Consider the following 16,558-nt stretch of genomic DNA (forward strand, 5'->3'; position numbering starts at 1 on the left):
CGGTTTGTTCAGCATGCTCAGGGAAACTTGGGATATATCAGCGAACTGAAATGCGCAGTTAAATAAGGGTGGTACCACGACACATTCGTCCCTTGACGAATGTGTCTTTTTGCTGTTTACAAGCGCTAGTTTGCAATAAAAACGATCAGAAAAATAAGGGGTGTGGAATGGATGCGTCAAAGTGAAATGCTTGTTCCAACATTACGTGAAGCGCCAGCAGAGGCGGATGCAGCCGGACATCGCTGGTTACTCCGCTCTGGCATGATTCGCCAGCTGGCAGCAGGGATATACAGTTATTTGCCTTTGGGGCGACGTGTGCTGCTCAATGTTGAACGGATCGTCCGCGAGGAGATGGACCGTGCCGGTTGTCAGGAGGTACTGCTTCCTATTATGCAGCCTGCGGAACTATGGGAAGAATCCGGAAGGTACAATCAGTATGGACCGGAACTGATGCGTCTGCAGGATCGGCATGAGCGGGAGTTTGCCCTTGGACCAACTCACGAAGAAGTGGTGACTGCTCTTGCACGCGATGAGGTGAACTCCTATCGGAAGCTGCCGTTCACATTGTATCAGATCGGGACCAATTTCAGGGATGAACGGCGTCCGAGATTTGGCTTGTTACGGGGACGGGAGTTTATCATGAAGGACGCATACTCTTTTGCTTCCGACTGGGAAGAGCTGGACCATACGTATCAGGCGATGAATAAGGCGTATTCACGGATTTTGGAGCGCTGTGGCCTGGAGTATATTCGTGTAGAGGCAGATGCAGGCACAATAGGCGGTCAGGGAGAAACGCATGAGTTCATGGCACTGGCTGATGTGGGAGAGGATACAATTGTATCCTGTAAGGATTGCGGATATGCTGCAAATCTGGAGAAGGCAGGATATCAGACCAATGCAGTTGTAACACAGGATACAGAACAGCAGGTGAGCAAAGACGTTTCCGAGTCCGTGAATGAATCCCAGATCAGTGCCTTGAAACAATCGCCCGTTCCAATTCATACACCTGCCATTCGTTCCATTGCCGAGCTCAGTTCCTTTGTGGGCCAGGGACCAGAGCACATGATCAAAACGCTGCTCTATCAAGCAGATGGTCAACTGGTTGCTGCACTTGTTCGCGGAGATCATGAACTCAATGACATTGCACTGAAGCAGGTATTGGGCGTGGAGGAACTCATTCTGGCTGATGAAGAGGCGCTTGCAGGGCGTTCCGATCTGGCGGTAGGTTTCTTGGGTCCGATCGGTCTCCATTTGCCGATGGTGGTGGACGCTGATGTGGCTGCAATGGAGAGTGCCATTACGGGGGCAAATGAAGTGGATATGCACTATTCCGATGTACGTCCGGGAATTGATTTTGCCTTGGAGAAAGTGGAACGAATCCGCTTTGCAGCTGAAGGAGATAGCTGTCCGGCATGTGAAGCGAAACTCGTGTTTACCAAAGGCATTGAAGTAGGCCACATCTTCAAACTGGGTACCAAATACAGCGATGCGATGGGAGCTTCCTTTCTGGATCGAAATGGCCGCCAGTGTGCACCAGTGATGGGCTGTTACGGTATTGGGGTCTCCCGTCTGATGGCTGCCATTGCCGAGCAATATGCAGGAGATGACGGAATCAGGTGGCCAGCAGCCGTTGCCCCTTATCAAATTCATCTGATTCCGGTCAGCTGGAAGGATGAACAGCAGCGTCAACTTGTCCTGGAACTTGAACAACAATTATTGGATGCGGGATACACCGTATTGACTGATGATCGGGATGAACGGCCTGGCGTAAAATTCAAGGATGCGGAATTGATTGGTCTGCCTGTTCAAATTGTGGTGGGTAGGGACGCTGCAGAGCAGCGTGTCGAATTAGGCTCTCATGCTCTTGCCGACAAAGGGGAGACAAAACGGATCAGCATGAGTGTAGAAGAGGCACTGAATCATGCAAAGGAAGTGCTCCAGCTCAGATAAAGTCTGATCCGTTGGTGGATCAGAACACTGTACAGTTACATTGTAAAGTGACATATTTATAGGTCCGAATATTATGCGATAATGCTTATTAGGCGTATTATGCGGAAGAAAGAAGGAAAAGAAGGTCTATAGACATATAAATATGCAGAAGTGTCTGCGTAATATCGTACCAAATAACTAGTCTTTACTAATGGTGTATTCTGTATATTGGCAAATTAAAAAGTACACATCCCGGGGAATATGTTTAACCATACAAACAAGTGCAGGTATGCAAATCAAAGTTGTCCATTTTGTTTGCTTGGAAGGCGGGAAAATCGCGTGATAGTGGCAATTATGCACATATTTTCTATAGTCCGTGGTTAGGCACTCTGGGAGCGTGTGTACGATGAAGTACGTTTACGGATTTATTTTTACGGCAAAGCCTTTCCCGGTTATATGTGCTGGTATAACAAGTTAGCAGCATCTCATTGTTGCTTCCAAATACGAAGAAGAAAGGGTGCTCCTTCAGCCATTTTGGCTTGAGGAACACCCTTTTGTCGTTGCTGTTATGATCCCTCTTGGTCCTGTCGTACCGTGAAGCAGATCACGTTAATATCAGATCTTGCCTTAACTTAAGAAGCAGCAGGCAGTTTCAGTTGTTGACCCGGATAAATCCAGTGAGGATTTTTGATGTTGTTCAATTTTTGCAGTGCTTGCCAGGTTGTGTTGTATTTTTTGGAGATGGAATACAGGGAGTCTCCGGATTTAACAACATATACTTTGGCTGGAGCAGGTTTGTTCGGTGTCGGCTTCGACGGTTTTTCTGGTTTTGGTGTTTCCGGTTTTGGTGTTTCTGGCTTCGGTGCAGTTGGAGCCGGTGTCTCTGCAGCTGGAGCTTCTGGTTCAACTGCAGGTGCTTTCGCTTCCTTGATTCGGCCATCTGTTTTGATATCTACAGCGCCAAGTTTTTGCATGTATTCAATCAGCGCTTCGTCCATTGCACCGTACATGCCGGTAATGGTGTATTTGTTGAACATGGTGTACTCGTCACCACCAACAGCTGTGAAATCGTTGGTAGCCAGCGTATACGTTGCTTCCGGATCAAGAGCTTTGTCGCCAATCATCACGGAATGTACGCGGCTGCCTTTAGCAGCTGAAGAATCAATGCTGAACGTCATGCCGGATACTTGCGGGAAACCACCGCTTGGTTCCGGGTAGGAGGCTGCGCCGTTTTCAAGGGCTGCGAGAACATCGGAGCCTTTTACATCAAGCGTTACAACCTGATTACCAAAAGGAAGTACAGTGATAATGTCGCCTTTGGTTACGGTACCTTCTTCAATGGAAGCACGGATACCGCCACCGTTTGTGAGCGCGATATCTGCGTTGCTGACGTCACGGAGGGCGTCTGCGAGCAGGTCACCCAGGTTCGTCTCACCCGCACGAACTTGTTCGCGTTGACCATCGAGCAGAATGGCAGTATTTGCTACCTCTTCTTCGAGAATTGGTTCCTGTTCTTTCTGAATGGAATTTACGAGTGCTTCTACTTTTTCATTCGGTTTAATATCTTTTGCTTCTGTTTCATCAATGAGCGTAGCTTGTTTCTTCGTTACCTTGCCACCATCTACCCACAGATCGATGACACCTACAAAGTTGGTATACTCTCCTGCACTCGCGATCAATGTCCCGTTATCGGATACGAGACCGTCCTGCAGGATGGTGTGGCTATGTCCGTCGATGAATACATCGATACCCGGAACTTCTTTTACAACTTTGAAGCTAGTGTCTGTACTGGAAGCATCTTGTCCAAGGTGACCGAGTACAATTACAACATCTACTTTGCTGCGAATTTCGTTCACCAGCACTTTGGCTTCCGCAGTCGGGTCAGTAATATCCAGACCTTCAACATTTTTCGGATTCGTTTTGTACATCGTTTCAGGTGTAGTCAGTGCAATGATACCGATTTTGACACCGTCAACTTCTTTAATGAGATAGGGATCGAAGAGACGTGTTCCGTCTTTTTTCTTCACATTGGCACTGAGCATTGGAAAGTTCATCATATCTGCAAGTTCGATGAGGTGTTCGGAGCCGTAGTTGAATTCATGGTTACCCGGAACGATGGCCTGATAGCCCATTTCGTTCATGACTTTGACGATACTCTCGCCGTTCACGAGTGTTGCAAAGGTTGTGCCATGCACCGCATCTCCTGCATCAAGCAAAAGGGTGTTGGGGTTCTCGCTGCGGTATTTGTCCGCAATCCCGGCCACTTTGGCATAGCCCATCGCAGGCGAAGCTTCGACTGCGCGTGCATGTGTGTCATTCGTATGTAGAATCGTAATGTGTTTACCTGTGCCCGGAGTCGTGTCCGTTGCAGCAGCCGCAATTCCTACACTGCCAAACAGTAAGCAAACCGTTAGCAGAAGTGAAACGTATGTCTTCCAGAGTTTCATATGAATCGGTAACCTCCCCAAAATATGATCTGCTTGAGCTCGCACAGCTCAAATTGTATTTTAGCAGACTATGTTTCGGAAATCTCGTGATTTACGTAAAAATAGGTAACCTGAAAGTAACATCTAATCTGTCAGATGGGAAATAAAGTTTAAATTCTACAAGAAAGAAACATATGTTCTTATATGGAGTAAAAAAAATGCTGCGCTTCACGCGGCAGTCCTGTACGCAAACAGAATTTCTCCAGGGATTCATCCGGTTCCGGCTTGACCCCTGAGGTCAGTAATTGAATGGCAAAGCGATTGGCCTGTCTTTCCAGCTTGCCGGGAGCAAAATAGGAGTGCTCTTCCAAAAAGAAACGGTTGATGCCTTTGTGCAATCGGTCGTGTCCAAGTTCATGAGCACATACAAACCGCTGCCATTCCGGCGGCAGTTCACTGTGAATCACAATAAACCTGCGACGGAGCTTGCGGAAATACAGCCCTTTGGTGGACTTGCCCAAATTGGTGAAACGGATCTGTATTCCAACGGCTCTGGCAATGCTGAAGGGGCAGTTTGTCCGATGTTTGCGAATCAGCTTTGTTACAATGTCATCCATATCATCTCACCTGCTGCTTCATTTTGATCAGCTTGCTCTGCCTCATGGGCGCTTGTCCGGTTCATCTGTTTTTTTGCGCTTGTTCATCTGTTTGGCTTCCCAGAACAGACCTGTCAGCACATCCTTGATGCGTTTTTTGTCCTCATCATCCAGTGGAATTCCGTCAAACATCAGGTCATCCTCGTCCTCCAGCATTTTCTTGAAATCGCGGCGGTCCTTATAGGTCGCCCATTCCGGGATATCCTGAGGTTCGTTTACTGCGCTTGCTGCTTCAATGTATCCAGCCTGCTTCATCATGTCGGCATAGGAAACGGAGAGGGCATCTGCCAATTTGCGGATCGTGGCGGGTTTCGGAACACCGCGGACTCCATTTTCAATGCGTGAAATTTGTGAGTTGCTTATTCCTGCTGCTTCGGCGAGCTGATTGATGCTATAGCTCTGCTGTTCCCGCAGTTGTTTCAGATAAGGGCCAAAAGCGTGCTCCACAATTCATGCCAACTCCTTCAATTTGTATAAGTGTATTTCATTAGATACTAAGAAACCCTTGATGCTGTGTTAACGCTCTAATATCTGCTGGTACCCCGTTTCGGATACGGATCGTTCTTCCAATCGCCGTTATCCCCAGATTTCCTTGATCCCTTGTTGAAGGGAGAAATCCGGTGATAAATGCGAACGCTATCGCTTTTTCAGAATCGATTCCGTCTCCTCCACTACTTTAGCACTTATACGAGAATTCGTGTTCGCATTAACATTCAAGTACCTTCTTAATATTAAAAATGGAAATTCGCTTATACGAGGATCTGTGATTATCTGTACTATAACGTATATATACCATTAGGTAAAGGGAATTGAAACATTTATGCCAAAAGGTATAGGAAATGAGAGCGAGGGTTTTATTTTATCGTCAAAATGACCCGAAATGAAGGTTTACTCCAATCTCCAATAAGTGGTATCCTCAAATAGAAATACGAACAAAATACGAACACAACATTAAAATGAAACCATCTGTATGTACTGGAAACCGGAATCTTCATGGTTGCTAGCCCTTCGGAAGTGATTCCAAAAGGCAACAAAAGAAACCTGGACAATGGCCGTTACTATTTTAGCAAAATGCACAACCCTAATAAAAGAAGAGATGTTTAAGGAAACCAAACCTTAAGGAGGAGAACGAATATGGAATTATTGCTGCCCGAACTGGATCGACGCAAAACACAAACTGCCGTGGAAGCGGCGCTGGAAAAATACCGGATTTACAAGACGATTGCTTTTGAAGAACGCGAGGTGATGGTCACGGCGAGTTATACGGAGCGTTTCCATGGTCCCACCAACGTCACTGGGGATTCAACGGCCAGAACGGCGATCTACAATGTCGATGTACAGCGTGCACGTCAGGCGTATTGCGATACGATTGATTTTATCGTGTCTCGTCTCAGTGAGAAGGAACGGGTGCTGGTTTGTGAACGGTACCTGAAAGATGATGATGTGTTTGATTACAAAGTGTACAACCATGTATTTGATCCGCCTGTGAGCAAGGATACGTATACCAAAATCAGAACCCGTGCCTTCTATAAAATGGCGCTTGCCTTATCCGACCGGGGATTGATCAATGTGGAGCCATTGTCTGTATCCCGAAAGAGCCGTCAGAAACTTGGCAAAGACGAGCGCAAGTTCATCCTTTAAACTCCCCTGATGATTGTATACAATAATTGAACAACAACAAGCGCAATCGAAGGAGTGGAATCTGCATGTCGCAAGAAGCCGGAATGCAGGAAATGTACACGCTGAAGACCATTGCGGAGACGCTGAATACGTCCAATGACCTGAGTCCGATGCTGGATACAGTGGTAGGCAAGCTGCTTGAGCTGACCGGATTAACGACAGGTTGGGTGTTTCTGATTGGTGAGCGAGGAGACTATTCCTGCGTTTCTGACCATAACCTGCCACCAGCCCTGCTGCATAAAGAGAAGGAGCCCATGCGCTGTGGTACATGCTGGTGCGTAAACCGTTTCTGGGATGGAAGACTCGATAATGCTGTCAATATCATAAATTGCAAACGGATTGAGGATGCGACAGAGCATCAGTGGGGAGATACCCATGATATCACCCATCATGCAACGGTTCCGCTGCGTTCAGGCGATAAGATGATGGGACTGTTGAATGTTGCGGCACCGGGGAAAGAGCATTTCAGCGACAGCGAGCTGGCGCTGCTGCAGGCTGTAGCCTATCAGATCGGCAGTGCCATGGAACGGATGCGATTGTACAGTGCGGAGCAGAGACGAGCAGATCTGTATGCCAGGCTGGGAGAGTTCAGCAGATCGCTGGGCCTGAAAATGAACGAGTGCAGCAATGCTGACGACATGGCCAGAACAGTTGTAAAACTGCTTGTGCAGCACTACGATTGGCCTTTTGTCGCACTGTTAGCTCAAAAGAATGGAACTTTATCCGTACAGGCTGCGCATGCCAATGGCTTGGGGGAGACGAAAACACTCTGCGAGATTCCTCCAGAGGTGGGACGCCGGCTGCATCGTGTGATTGATTCTCATCGCGCTGCACAATTATCATCAGCGGAGATTGGGGAGTTGGCTGCGCTTTGCGATACATCGCTCCCCGTATCCGCGATGTCTTCGGGCCTCGCCGCTGCCATTCCATTAAGTCCTCCTGGGGAAACGGCTGTGCTGGTTGTGGGGCTCGGATCAGCGAGTGATCTGCTTCAGGCAGATCGGGAGGTCATGGATGCACTGGCAGAACATATTACAGCTTCCTGGGAAAGTCTGAGACTGGTGGATAAACGCCGGGAGTTAACCCGTCTGGAGGAACGAAACCGGCTCGCTCGGGATCTGCATGATTCCGTAAACCAAATGTTGTTCTCTCTTTCATTGACCGCCAAGGGAGCGGAGCGCATGTTATCCGGTTCAGCGGAGCTGCATCCGGCAGCTGAAGCCATGAGAGATATCCGTTCGTTATCCCAGGAGGCGTTGAAGGAAATGCGTGCCTTAATCATGCAGCTTCGCCCGGCGGGATTGGAATCCGGTCTGCTGAGTGCACTGCAAGAATATGGTACAGGGCAGGGTTTGCAGGTCATTGTAAACCGAACGGGTATGCGTACCTTGCCTCGCAGTATTGAAGAGGGACTCTGGCGAATTGGACAGGAAGCCCTGAATAATGTACGCAAACATGCGGGAGTAACCGCAGCAGATATTACCCTCCAGTTAACCGATACCGAAGCGGTACTAGTGGTTGCGGATCGGGGAAAAGGTGGAGCCAAAAAGCGGCAAGCCATGCCTGCCAGCTCGCTGGGTCTGTCCATTATGAGAGAGCGTGCCCAATCGCTGGGAGGCAGGCTCGAACTTGCAAGTTCATCCCGTAAGGGAACATCGGTAACGGTAGTTATTCCACTCCCGTCCGAATTGGGTTAAAGTCAGGGGGAGAAGACATGCCGATTACGATTTTACTGGCGGATGATCATGCCATGGTGAGACGCGGACTGCACGTATTTTTGTCCACGCAGACGGATATGAAAGTGGTGGGCGAAGCCTCCAACGGGCAGGAGGCGCTTGAGCAGGCGGAAAAGCTGCAGCCTGATGTGGTGCTGATGGATCTGCATATGCCTGTGCTGGATGGGATTGAGACTGCCAGACGCCTGCGCACGCTTTTGCCTGGAATCCGCATTATTGTACTAACGTCGTTTGCCGATCAGGATCATGTTATTCCTGCCGTACGGGCTGGGGTAAAAGGGTATCTGATGAAGGATATTGAACCGGAAGATCTTGCCGTTGCTATAAGGAATGTGTATGCAGGGCAGGCTGAACTTCATCCTGTCGCAGCCGGACAGTTGATGCATGTGATGGCATCATCTGACGTGTCGCTGCAAGAACAGCAAAGTGTAAGTGCGGATCCATCAGCAACCGGGCAAATTCAGGAACAGCAGAAGCTTAAGCAGCCTCTGCAAATGAACGGAACATCGCCAGGTCCGGATATGCTGACGCGCCGTGAACAAGAGGTATTGGGCCTTATTGCACGGGGATTGAGCAACAAAGAAATTGCGGTGCAGCTCGTAATTACGGAGAAAACTGTAAAGACACATGTCAGTCATTTACTCGACAAATTGGGGCTGGCTGATCGTACTCAAGCAGCCATTCATGCCGTGAAAAACGGCTGGGTCTGACCCATTTGGGCTCCATTCTCAGCCTAAAGTCGTAGAAACTCAACCGAAAGGTTGAGTTTTTTTGTGCTGCAAGTTAAGTCTATCTGCTGACGAATTGGAAGATAAAGCAAGGTAAGATAAGAACAGAAGAAATGAAGGTTGATGATGGAAGATCTCACAAAAACAAGAAGGAGTGTGGCATAGATGAAGATTATCATATTGGCAGGCAGCAACCGCAAGAATGCAACCAGTACACGTTTAGGAGAATATGCGGTGGAGGTCATCCGCAGTCAGAGACATGAAGCCAGCCTGTTTGATCTGTACCAAACACCGGTTCCATTCTACGCACCGGATGAAAAGCAGGCGGATGATGACAATCTGGCAGAGCTGAACTCGCGCATGCTCGAGGCGGATGCCATTATTTTATCCACACCAGAGTATCACGGCAGCATCAGTGGGGTACTCAAAAATGCGCTGGATCACCTGAGCCAGGCTCACTTTAGCGGCAAACCGGTGTTGTCCATCAGCTCTGCGGGGGGAGCGGTAGGTGTGAGTTCCCTTTTGCAGCTGCAAGCCATCGTTCGCAATCTGCATGGTATTAACGCACAGGAGTGGATATCCATTGGTGGTGCACAGCGCAGACGGTTCGAGGCTACCTTTGACGGATACGAGGAGTACGAAGGCAGCCAGGACATTGAGGATCGAATTCAGCGGGTAATCGGTTCATTCCTGAGTCTGGCCCAGACATTAACAACTGCACGGAACTCATCCGGAAGCTGAGAATTGTTGATTTTCACCTTAAAAGCTAAAGAGATAGTAACAGAAATAGAGAGAGAAAAGAGGTCATCCACTTGATAAAAGGCATATTTGAAACGCATTTGAACGTGACAGATTTGGAGAAATCACATCATTTCTATGAACAGATTGTTGGATTGCCGCATGCCTATGGGCAGAAGGAACGCGGGAGCTCATTTTACTGGATCGGTGGAAAAGGTAACGCCATGCTGGGATTATGGCAAAAGGACCCCTCGCAGGTGCAGCGGCAGCATTTTGCTTTTCACGTATCACTGGAGGACATGAAGCATGCTGTCACGTTTCTGGAGGATAAAGGGATCGAGACACACAACTTCCTTAATGATGATATTGGGGAGCTGTACGTATTTGGCTGGATGCCGGCTGTGTCGGTTTATTTTACCGATCCGGATGGTCATTCCCTCGAATTCATATCCATGCTTCCGGATGAAGCGAAGCCGGAGTTGGGTATGGTGCCATGGAGTCAATGGGAGAAGATGCACGGACGGGCGTGATTGAGCAGGAGGTAGTCAGATGATATTTGAAGAAGTGAAGCTGTATACCGCTCGTTTGGCAGAGACCAAACATTTCTATAAAGAAACGCTCGGACTGAACGTGGTTACTGAATCCGATTCTTCATTCACCCTGCAGATCGGTTGGACGAACATGATATTTGTACACAGCGAAATGGAACAAGAGCCCTTTTACCACATTGCCTGGATGATCCCGACGAACCGTTTTCAGGAGGCCAAGGCCTGGGCAGCGGCACGTGTAGAGCTCAGCACGCAGGAGGGGGAGAACGAGACCTATTCTGAGAACTGGAATTCCCATTCCCTCTATTTTGAAGATCCGGCTGGCAACATTCTGGAACTGATTGCTCATCACAGTGCGCATAATGAGAGTGACCGTCCTTTCACGACGGAAGATGTTTTGCACGTTTGTGAGGTGGGGCTTGTATCAGAAGATGTATTGTCCACGGTAGGAGAATTGGAGCAAATGGGACTGAAGCGGTGGGGAGCGATCAGCAATACCTTTGCCCCGGTAGGGGACGTAAACGGTTTGTTTATCGTGGTGAAGAAGGAAAGGGTTTGGTTCTTTTCGGAACAAAAGGCGCAGATCTTTCCGCTGGAAGTTGTCATTCAAGGTGTCGGCAGGCTGCAGATTGGGTAAATGATTGAATCTGGAAGCGAAACGGGCATATATGCACGATTTGATTCATTTTATAGAAGTAAACACAATGTAAACATGATGTGATGAAGTTCATTTTCGGTGAAGGAGTGATGACGTTATGGATCGACGTTTGTTGGAGGAGGGCCTGATGGTCATCGTTTCGAGTCGGGAGCGTACAGGTGATCTGTGGCATGCCCATTACGGAGCAGGAGCGATAGCAGCCTATTTCTGGGTTCGGGAAAACCGTCTGTCTGCCCTCGCGGCGGGCAGCGTTACCGCAGAAGCGAAAGCGATGCTTCGCAAACACGGAAGTGATCAGCGGCAAAATTCCTCAAGTGGTGAAATGCTCGAAAGGGAAGAAGCCGAGGCGCGGATCACGGAAGCGCTGGATCGTACGATCGGCGAACTTCACTGGGTTGGACACCAGGCGATCTATGGCGCACTCACCTTGAAATCTATCCGTGAACTGGATGGATGGGGAACGGAGCAGGATATCGAACGGATGGTTGAACTGATCGATTCGTTTGAGAAAACCATACCGGGAAGATCGTGGCTGAACACAACGGTTAAGGAAATCCGCAATCTGCAGATTGATGAGACAGACGAATTTCCTGATATCGAAGGACCAGAGCAGCTGTCCCGGTTGATTCTGGATGAGCTGGGAGCCTTCCCTGCCATCTATCAGGCAGAAGCCCATCATGATCTGATCGGCCATATGCTGACCTATGGACATGCGCTCAACATCTTGCATGAGCTGGGCTATCCGGCACTGTTCCACAAAGGAATTCCACCGTTCCTGACGATGGTGAAGGCCCTGCGCTTGAGCCGGGAAGCAGTCGGTGAGAACGGACAGTGGACACTGCAATCTCCGGTAGATGTGCTGCCATTGGTTCCTGCCGAACGCTCGGTGGCTCTGCCGCATGAGCTGGAATACTGGCATACTGACCGTCGCTCCCGCGATTGGAACGAGGGCCATGTATTCAAATTTCCGTTCAGCTTCTATCATCATGCGAGAAATGGGAACTCGTTCCCGGAGAGCTGGGAAAATTTCCGATATATTATTGCATAGGGATATAACATTAAGGTGCTCACTTATGGCAATGAAGGATGCCTAGTAAGCAATGGCAAACATATAATTAATAAAGAGTTACTGCCTGAACTGGCCAGTGCTCTTTATTTGTTTTTAATGGGACCAGAGCTCAAGGATGAATAGGATCAGAATCACTCTGGACACGAGTAGGAATGGTTGTTTAATGGAAGGTTTGTGAGCAGCCCAGACTCCCCAGGAACTCATAAGCGCAATACTTTCCCAGAACACCAATAATGGAACGCCTTCGGGTGACAATGGAAAGGATAGCTCTGGAAGCCCGGAGTTTCGGGATCCCATAAGAACAGTGGTCATATATACGGGTATGAGGGAGAGGACCATATAGAGCAGCGTTTGCAGCCAGAAGAAATAGATCTTTAAAACGCGCAGCAGAATGACAGCGAGCAGGAAAAACAGTACAACGACTGAGGCGAATGTTGCAGCAGTCCATCCAAGGAGTACTTCTGTCACAACGTCCGTTTCTTTATAGAGGATGTACATCGTCACGGCATACATGACAGGTCCTGACAAATAACTGGGTATGGCTATCCACAAATAAAACCAATCCGATTTTTTCATGAGATCCATCCTTTATAAGGGTCTAATGTATATGTATTAGAACGTAATATATGAGGAGAACGTTTGATGACTACATAGCGAACACATGGAACCGACTTTTAACCTCCCGGAAGGCGGCGACAATCAGGCGTAAACCGTACGGATTACCGTCAGCACAAGCGAAAAAAGGGTGTAAGATTGTATTATCGGATTAGCAGCAAGGAACACATGCCGATAGCACATACGCTAATGTACAGCCGGCCTGGTGGCCGGTTTTTTGATGCGGTGATGGTGTGCCTGCTCTAATCGGGTATTTATGTAAGACGAATTTAATAAACAGGAGGTTACGTGATATGAAAACCGTTTTGTATGTTCCACTGGATGATCGGCCAGCTAACTTGGATGACGTCATTGTTCAAGGGAGGGCAGCAGGCATCCATATCGTTACGCCGAACCTGGGTGATATTCAAAACCGTCTTGATTCGGAAAAAACGACAGAAGGCACAACGCTGCTCGGCACGTCTGCACCTACGTATGGCATTCCGACCAACATTTATGCGTTTATTCTGAAGCATGCTGCCCAAGTCGATGGATTCATTATTTCATCCGATATGCTGGCCTATGGGGGCCTGATTGGCAGTCGTCAGCTTCGGGAGGACGGAGGAGGCACCTATCCGGAATATGACGAAGAAACGACTCGGTTGCTAAATGTGATCCAAGTGATCAAAGAAAAATATCCGCGTAAACCGGTGTATGTCATGGATACGGTTATGCGGTTAGCGACCACTTCATTTGCAGACGGTCTTGCTTTGGATGCTTACAACGAGTCCCGTGCACTCATGCAGCAGCCGCGTCAAACGTATACCGAATTTGAAGACATTATAAACGGCTACAACCTGTCTCCGGATGGAGTGGAGTATGGCGAAACGACTTATTTCAATAAAGAGCAATATTACAATACCAGACAGCATAAATTCAAAACGAACCTGTACATTCTGGATCAGCTCGCCCGCAAAGGGTACATTGATTTCCTCGCTGTAGGTGTCGACGATGCCAATACACAGGGGGTTCAGATTAATGAAATTAATTATGTAGAGGCACGGATTAACGAATGGCTGGGGGGAAATGAAGGACAAAATCCGGAGCGGGCCATCATCCTACCGGATGCGGATGGTCTCGGTCATGCGCTGGTCGCGCGGATGGCGAATCAGCTGCTGCGAGGAGGTACGAAAACACGTTACGCTGTGAATTATTACGGGCCGCACGGTTCAACGATTATAAATACCTACGAATATATGAATGTGCATGAGAATGTCTCTCGTCACATTGATATTGTAGGTGGAGTGCTGGTGGCGGATGCAGCTTATCCGGTAGATGATGAGGAAACTACTTCGTTTGACATCTCTTCGGAACTGGATCGCATGACAAGCCGACCTCCAGGGAAGCCGGATAAACAGCATGGTGTGGATATCGAGATTATTGCGATTACGGCACTGGATCAAGTCCAAGCGGCAGTTGAACGGCTCACAAGTATTAGCGAGCAAGGATTGCCAGCGGTACTGATTGATTTTGTCGGAAAAGGACCTGCCAATGTGGATGTCGCGGAAGCACTGCTAAACAGTCCCTATACCGGCCGGGTTCTGGGGTACAGCGCATGGAATACACCAGGGAATAAAATTGGCCTTGCCGTGGGCATGGGACAATCCAGATATGCTTTTATCACGACAGAAGGTCGTGCTTCTGCTCTTCGCGATGCTGTGACTGCACATGGATCCTTGCTGTTTAAACGTTTCCTGAAAGATTACTATTATAAAGCTGTAGCGATTGCAGATATCCGCACGTACTCCAGGGCTCATACACTCTATACCAATGTGGCTACTCTGGCCGATCAGAATATGGTGCTGTTCAATTCCGAGGAAGATTATGCTCACCTGCAAACCTTGCTTCGGGATCTGATGCAGACCTATACTGCGGGGCTGGCCAACAAAACAGCCTTTGCTCCGGGTAATGTGGCCATCAAACAAATCCACGATTGCGATGTGTCGTATGCGAAATACTGCAATGCAGCACTCGCATATGCAAATCCGGATTTCATCTGGGGACGTGCGTTTGAGATTACCTTGAATCCGCAGGTTACCCTGAAATAATGTGATCCTATAAACTTTACACTAGACTACTACGATTGCAGAACCATCTTACGATCACTGTTATACCCGGCTTTTTGTGATTCCCTTCTCTAAAGGGAAAAATCCGGTGATAAACGCGACCGCTCTGCTTCTCCAGATTGATTCTGCACTCTTCGTTCTCGTGTAAATGTTTCAGTTCATCTTATGTTGTGAGAAACGTGGACTCGTCTTTTTTCCACCCAAGACACGCCTTAAACCACACGGAAGTCATACGATTCACCATCCGCGCTAGGGAGAAAAGGGTGTAAGATTGTATTATCGGATCAATCGCAAACGGACACACACCGAAAGCACATACGCTAATGTACAGACCGGCCAAGGGGCCGGTCTTTTTGATGCGGTGAATCGTGTCCGGCATTGATTTCGATATTCACTCAGTCCATAAAGGGGGAGTCCTTTGCTGCCGTATTGAAAGTTAAATTCAAGATGTACACCGTTACGGAGATAGCAGAAAAAACCTAAAGAAGCGAAGCTAAAAGCTTTTTGAAAAAAAAGCTACTTCGGAAGCATATGCTTCGCCTTTATCACCGGATTTCACCTTTGTAAAAGGGAACCAAAGAAAACTGGGGATAAGAGCGATCGGAAGGTTGTTCTGGCTAGCGGAGTTTAAGAGTGTAGTATTTTTTTATTTAACTTATTGGCTGCATCATGCGAGCAGATGACAAACTTGCAGCTGAAGGGGGCGAAAATGAATGTGTCTATGAAAAGTGAGACGAGCTTAACAGCTACAGGGACAAGTCAAATGAGTGTGGCTGTGAGACAGACACTGAAGCAAAAGCTTGCGGCACTTGTTCCGGCATGGAATGGCCGGGTGCTGGATGTACTTTCACAGGGGGAGGTGCTGACTGGACCTTGCGCTGTGATTGCTTTTGCCGAAGAAGTGCCGAAGTCTGCCTGGGCGGGATATCGACGGATTATTAAAATTTCCCCATATGTACGCCCGGAAGATGGAGGAGCAGAACAGCTTGAAAAGTGGTCCGCGGAGCTGGTAAAGGGCCTGCATCAGGTGCGGCTGGAGGATGAGGAGGGTGCAGCTTTTACCTGTATCTATTTCGGTTCATCTGACTGCGACCGGGTGGACGCTGGATCAGGCATGATGACGCGAAGTCTGCGGTTCGGGATGTATATTCCTGAATCCACCGATAACCATACTGCTCCAGGTACACCGGATTCCTGGATGGCTGCGCTTCAGGACTGGACACAGTCAGCGCTTGGTTCCGAATGGTCCGTGTATGCTAACGTCTGGCCCGGAGGTTATGAGACACCTTCCGTGCTGTGGAGATTGACGGGTTACAGCTCAGCTGCAGCGGGCACTTCGGCGCTGGAGATACGAAAGCAGTGGACGGGACATGTTGTGGCTTCCGATGAAGGGGTCACCCGTCATACCGTTACACGTCTGGTCGAACAACTGGCTGTACAGCCCCGTATTGCTCTGGCGAATACAGAGGATACCCGGTACCTGACTGTGGAGGAAGCTTTAGCTGATTTGCAGGCAGATGCCTACCTGAATGGGCAGATTCGTCTGACGCTGCAGCAGCGAATTCGTCGTCCGGGGACGGATGTGCCATTGATCCGCGAGATTCATCACAGTAAGGGAATCGAATAGTCAGGAATGGCAAGGAACTGTCCCTAGGTTGGAAAAGAATTTG

14 protein-coding genes are annotated in these 16,558 nt (G+C 48.6%); 10 read left to right on the forward strand and 4 right to left on the reverse strand.

The genetic code is table 11. From position 1 onward, the window contains the following. The first annotated feature begins 171 nt into the window (after positions 1 to 171). A complete protein-coding gene (locus tag AAIH57_RS10905; protein ID WP_430021632.1) occupies positions 172 to 1,950 on the forward strand; it encodes a proline--tRNA ligase in 1,779 nt (592 codons plus the stop codon). Positions 1,951 to 2,561: 611 nt separating this feature from the next. On the opposite strand, the gene AAIH57_RS10910 is transcribed toward AAIH57_RS10905, so the two are convergent. The 3 genes from AAIH57_RS10910 to AAIH57_RS10920 form a co-directional block, all read right to left on the reverse strand. Beyond that, positions 2,562 to 4,376 carry a 5'-nucleotidase C-terminal domain-containing protein gene (locus AAIH57_RS10910; RefSeq protein ID WP_430021633.1) on the reverse strand — a complete coding sequence of 605 codons (1,815 nt, stop codon included), beginning with the start codon at positions 4,374 to 4,376 and terminating at the stop codon, positions 2,562 to 2,564. A gap of 179 nt (positions 4,377 to 4,555) precedes the next feature. Continuing rightward, on the reverse strand, positions 4,556 to 4,972 hold the full coding sequence (locus tag AAIH57_RS10915) for an ImmA/IrrE family metallo-endopeptidase (RefSeq protein ID WP_175398129.1): 417 nt from the start codon (positions 4,970 to 4,972) through the stop codon (positions 4,556 to 4,558). A 42-nt stretch (positions 4,973 to 5,014) separates the two neighbouring features. Then, the gene (locus AAIH57_RS10920) at positions 5,015 to 5,461 is read right to left on the reverse strand and encodes a helix-turn-helix domain-containing protein (protein WP_175398413.1); all 447 of its coding nucleotides are present in this window, start codon (positions 5,459 to 5,461) and stop codon (positions 5,015 to 5,017) included. Between the two features lie 684 nt (positions 5,462 to 6,145). On the opposite strand from AAIH57_RS10920, the gene AAIH57_RS10925 reads away from it, so the two are divergent. The 7 genes from AAIH57_RS10925 to AAIH57_RS10955 all read left to right on the forward strand — a co-directional run bounded on the left by AAIH57_RS10925 (position 6,146) and on the right by AAIH57_RS10955 (position 12,147). After that, positions 6,146 to 6,652 (forward strand): ArpU family phage packaging/lysis transcriptional regulator, encoded by a 507-nt coding sequence (locus tag AAIH57_RS10925; protein ID WP_430021634.1) that lies wholly within the window; start codon positions 6,146 to 6,148, stop codon positions 6,650 to 6,652. Between the two features lie 65 nt (positions 6,653 to 6,717). Next, positions 6,718 to 8,388 carry a GAF domain-containing sensor histidine kinase gene (locus AAIH57_RS10930; RefSeq protein ID WP_430021635.1) on the forward strand — a complete coding sequence of 557 codons (1,671 nt, stop codon included), beginning with the start codon at positions 6,718 to 6,720 and terminating at the stop codon, positions 8,386 to 8,388. A 17-nt stretch (positions 8,389 to 8,405) separates the two neighbouring features. Continuing rightward, positions 8,406 to 9,137 (forward strand): response regulator, encoded by a 732-nt coding sequence (locus AAIH57_RS10935; protein WP_430021636.1) that lies wholly within the window; start codon positions 8,406 to 8,408, stop codon positions 9,135 to 9,137. 183 nt (positions 9,138 to 9,320) lie between these two features. Next, positions 9,321 to 9,896, forward strand: coding sequence for an NADPH-dependent FMN reductase (locus AAIH57_RS10940; protein ID WP_430021637.1), 576 nt, complete (start codon positions 9,321 to 9,323; stop codon positions 9,894 to 9,896). A 71-nt stretch (positions 9,897 to 9,967) separates the two neighbouring features. Further along, the gene (locus tag AAIH57_RS10945; RefSeq protein WP_430021638.1) at positions 9,968 to 10,423 is read left to right on the forward strand and encodes a VOC family protein; all 456 of its coding nucleotides are present in this window, start codon (positions 9,968 to 9,970) and stop codon (positions 10,421 to 10,423) included. A gap of 19 nt (positions 10,424 to 10,442) precedes the next feature. Continuing rightward, complete coding sequence (locus AAIH57_RS10950; protein WP_430021639.1) at positions 10,443 to 11,078, forward strand: VOC family protein; 636 nt, start codon at positions 10,443 to 10,445, stop codon at positions 11,076 to 11,078. Positions 11,079 to 11,196: 118 nt separating this feature from the next. Continuing rightward, positions 11,197 to 12,147: a hypothetical protein gene (locus AAIH57_RS10955; protein ID WP_175398135.1), complete on the forward strand. Its 951-nt coding sequence runs from the start codon at positions 11,197 to 11,199 to the stop codon at positions 12,145 to 12,147. A 114-nt stretch (positions 12,148 to 12,261) separates the two neighbouring features. Here AAIH57_RS10955 and AAIH57_RS10960 read toward each other — a convergent pair whose 3' ends face one another. After that, positions 12,262 to 12,744: a hypothetical protein gene (locus tag AAIH57_RS10960; protein WP_175398136.1), complete on the reverse strand. Its 483-nt coding sequence runs from the start codon at positions 12,742 to 12,744 to the stop codon at positions 12,262 to 12,264. A gap of 332 nt (positions 12,745 to 13,076) precedes the next feature. Between AAIH57_RS10960 and AAIH57_RS10965 the strand changes: the two genes are divergently transcribed. Together AAIH57_RS10965 and AAIH57_RS10970 are read left to right on the forward strand one after the other, a co-directional pair. Beyond that, positions 13,077 to 14,870 (forward strand): DUF4127 family protein, encoded by a 1,794-nt coding sequence (locus tag AAIH57_RS10965; RefSeq protein ID WP_430021640.1) that lies wholly within the window; start codon positions 13,077 to 13,079, stop codon positions 14,868 to 14,870. 733 nt (positions 14,871 to 15,603) lie between these two features. Continuing rightward, positions 15,604 to 16,515, forward strand: a complete 912-nt coding sequence (locus AAIH57_RS10970; protein WP_430021641.1) for a hypothetical protein — start codon at positions 15,604 to 15,606, stop codon at positions 16,513 to 16,515. Positions 16,516 to 16,558: the final 43 nt, after the last annotated feature.

The sequence above is a fragment of the Paenibacillus sp. MABNR03 genome, assembly GCF_050455445.1.
GTDB lineage: Bacteria > Bacillota > Bacilli > Paenibacillales > Paenibacillaceae > Paenibacillus > Paenibacillus xylanilyticus.

Excerpts from the sequence above, each read along its gene's own strand:
- AAIH57_RS10940 (WP_430021637.1), top strand. The coding sequence starts at position 9,321 with ATGAAGATTATCATATTGGCAGGCAGCAACCGCAAGAATGCAACCAGT.
- AAIH57_RS10955 (WP_175398135.1), top strand. The coding sequence starts at position 11,197 with ATGGATCGACGTTTGTTGGAGGAGGGCCTGATGGTCATCGTTTCGAGT.
- AAIH57_RS10915 (WP_175398129.1), bottom strand. The coding sequence starts at position 4,972 with ATGGATGACATTGTAACAAAGCTGATTCGCAAACATCGGACAAACTGC.
- AAIH57_RS10910 (WP_430021633.1), bottom strand. The coding sequence starts at position 4,376 with ATGAAACTCTGGAAGACATACGTTTCACTTCTGCTAACGGTTTGCTTA.
- AAIH57_RS10930 (WP_430021635.1), top strand. The coding sequence starts at position 6,718 with ATGTCGCAAGAAGCCGGAATGCAGGAAATGTACACGCTGAAGACCATT.
- AAIH57_RS10905 (WP_430021632.1), top strand. The coding sequence starts at position 172 with ATGCGTCAAAGTGAAATGCTTGTTCCAACATTACGTGAAGCGCCAGCA.
- AAIH57_RS10960 (WP_175398136.1), bottom strand. The coding sequence starts at position 12,744 with ATGAAAAAATCGGATTGGTTTTATTTGTGGATAGCCATACCCAGTTAT.
- AAIH57_RS10925 (WP_430021634.1), top strand. The coding sequence starts at position 6,146 with ATGGAATTATTGCTGCCCGAACTGGATCGACGCAAAACACAAACTGCC.
- AAIH57_RS10950 (WP_430021639.1), top strand. The coding sequence starts at position 10,443 with ATGATATTTGAAGAAGTGAAGCTGTATACCGCTCGTTTGGCAGAGACC.
- AAIH57_RS10935 (WP_430021636.1), top strand. The coding sequence starts at position 8,406 with ATGCCGATTACGATTTTACTGGCGGATGATCATGCCATGGTGAGACGC.
- AAIH57_RS10965 (WP_430021640.1), top strand. The coding sequence starts at position 13,077 with ATGAAAACCGTTTTGTATGTTCCACTGGATGATCGGCCAGCTAACTTG.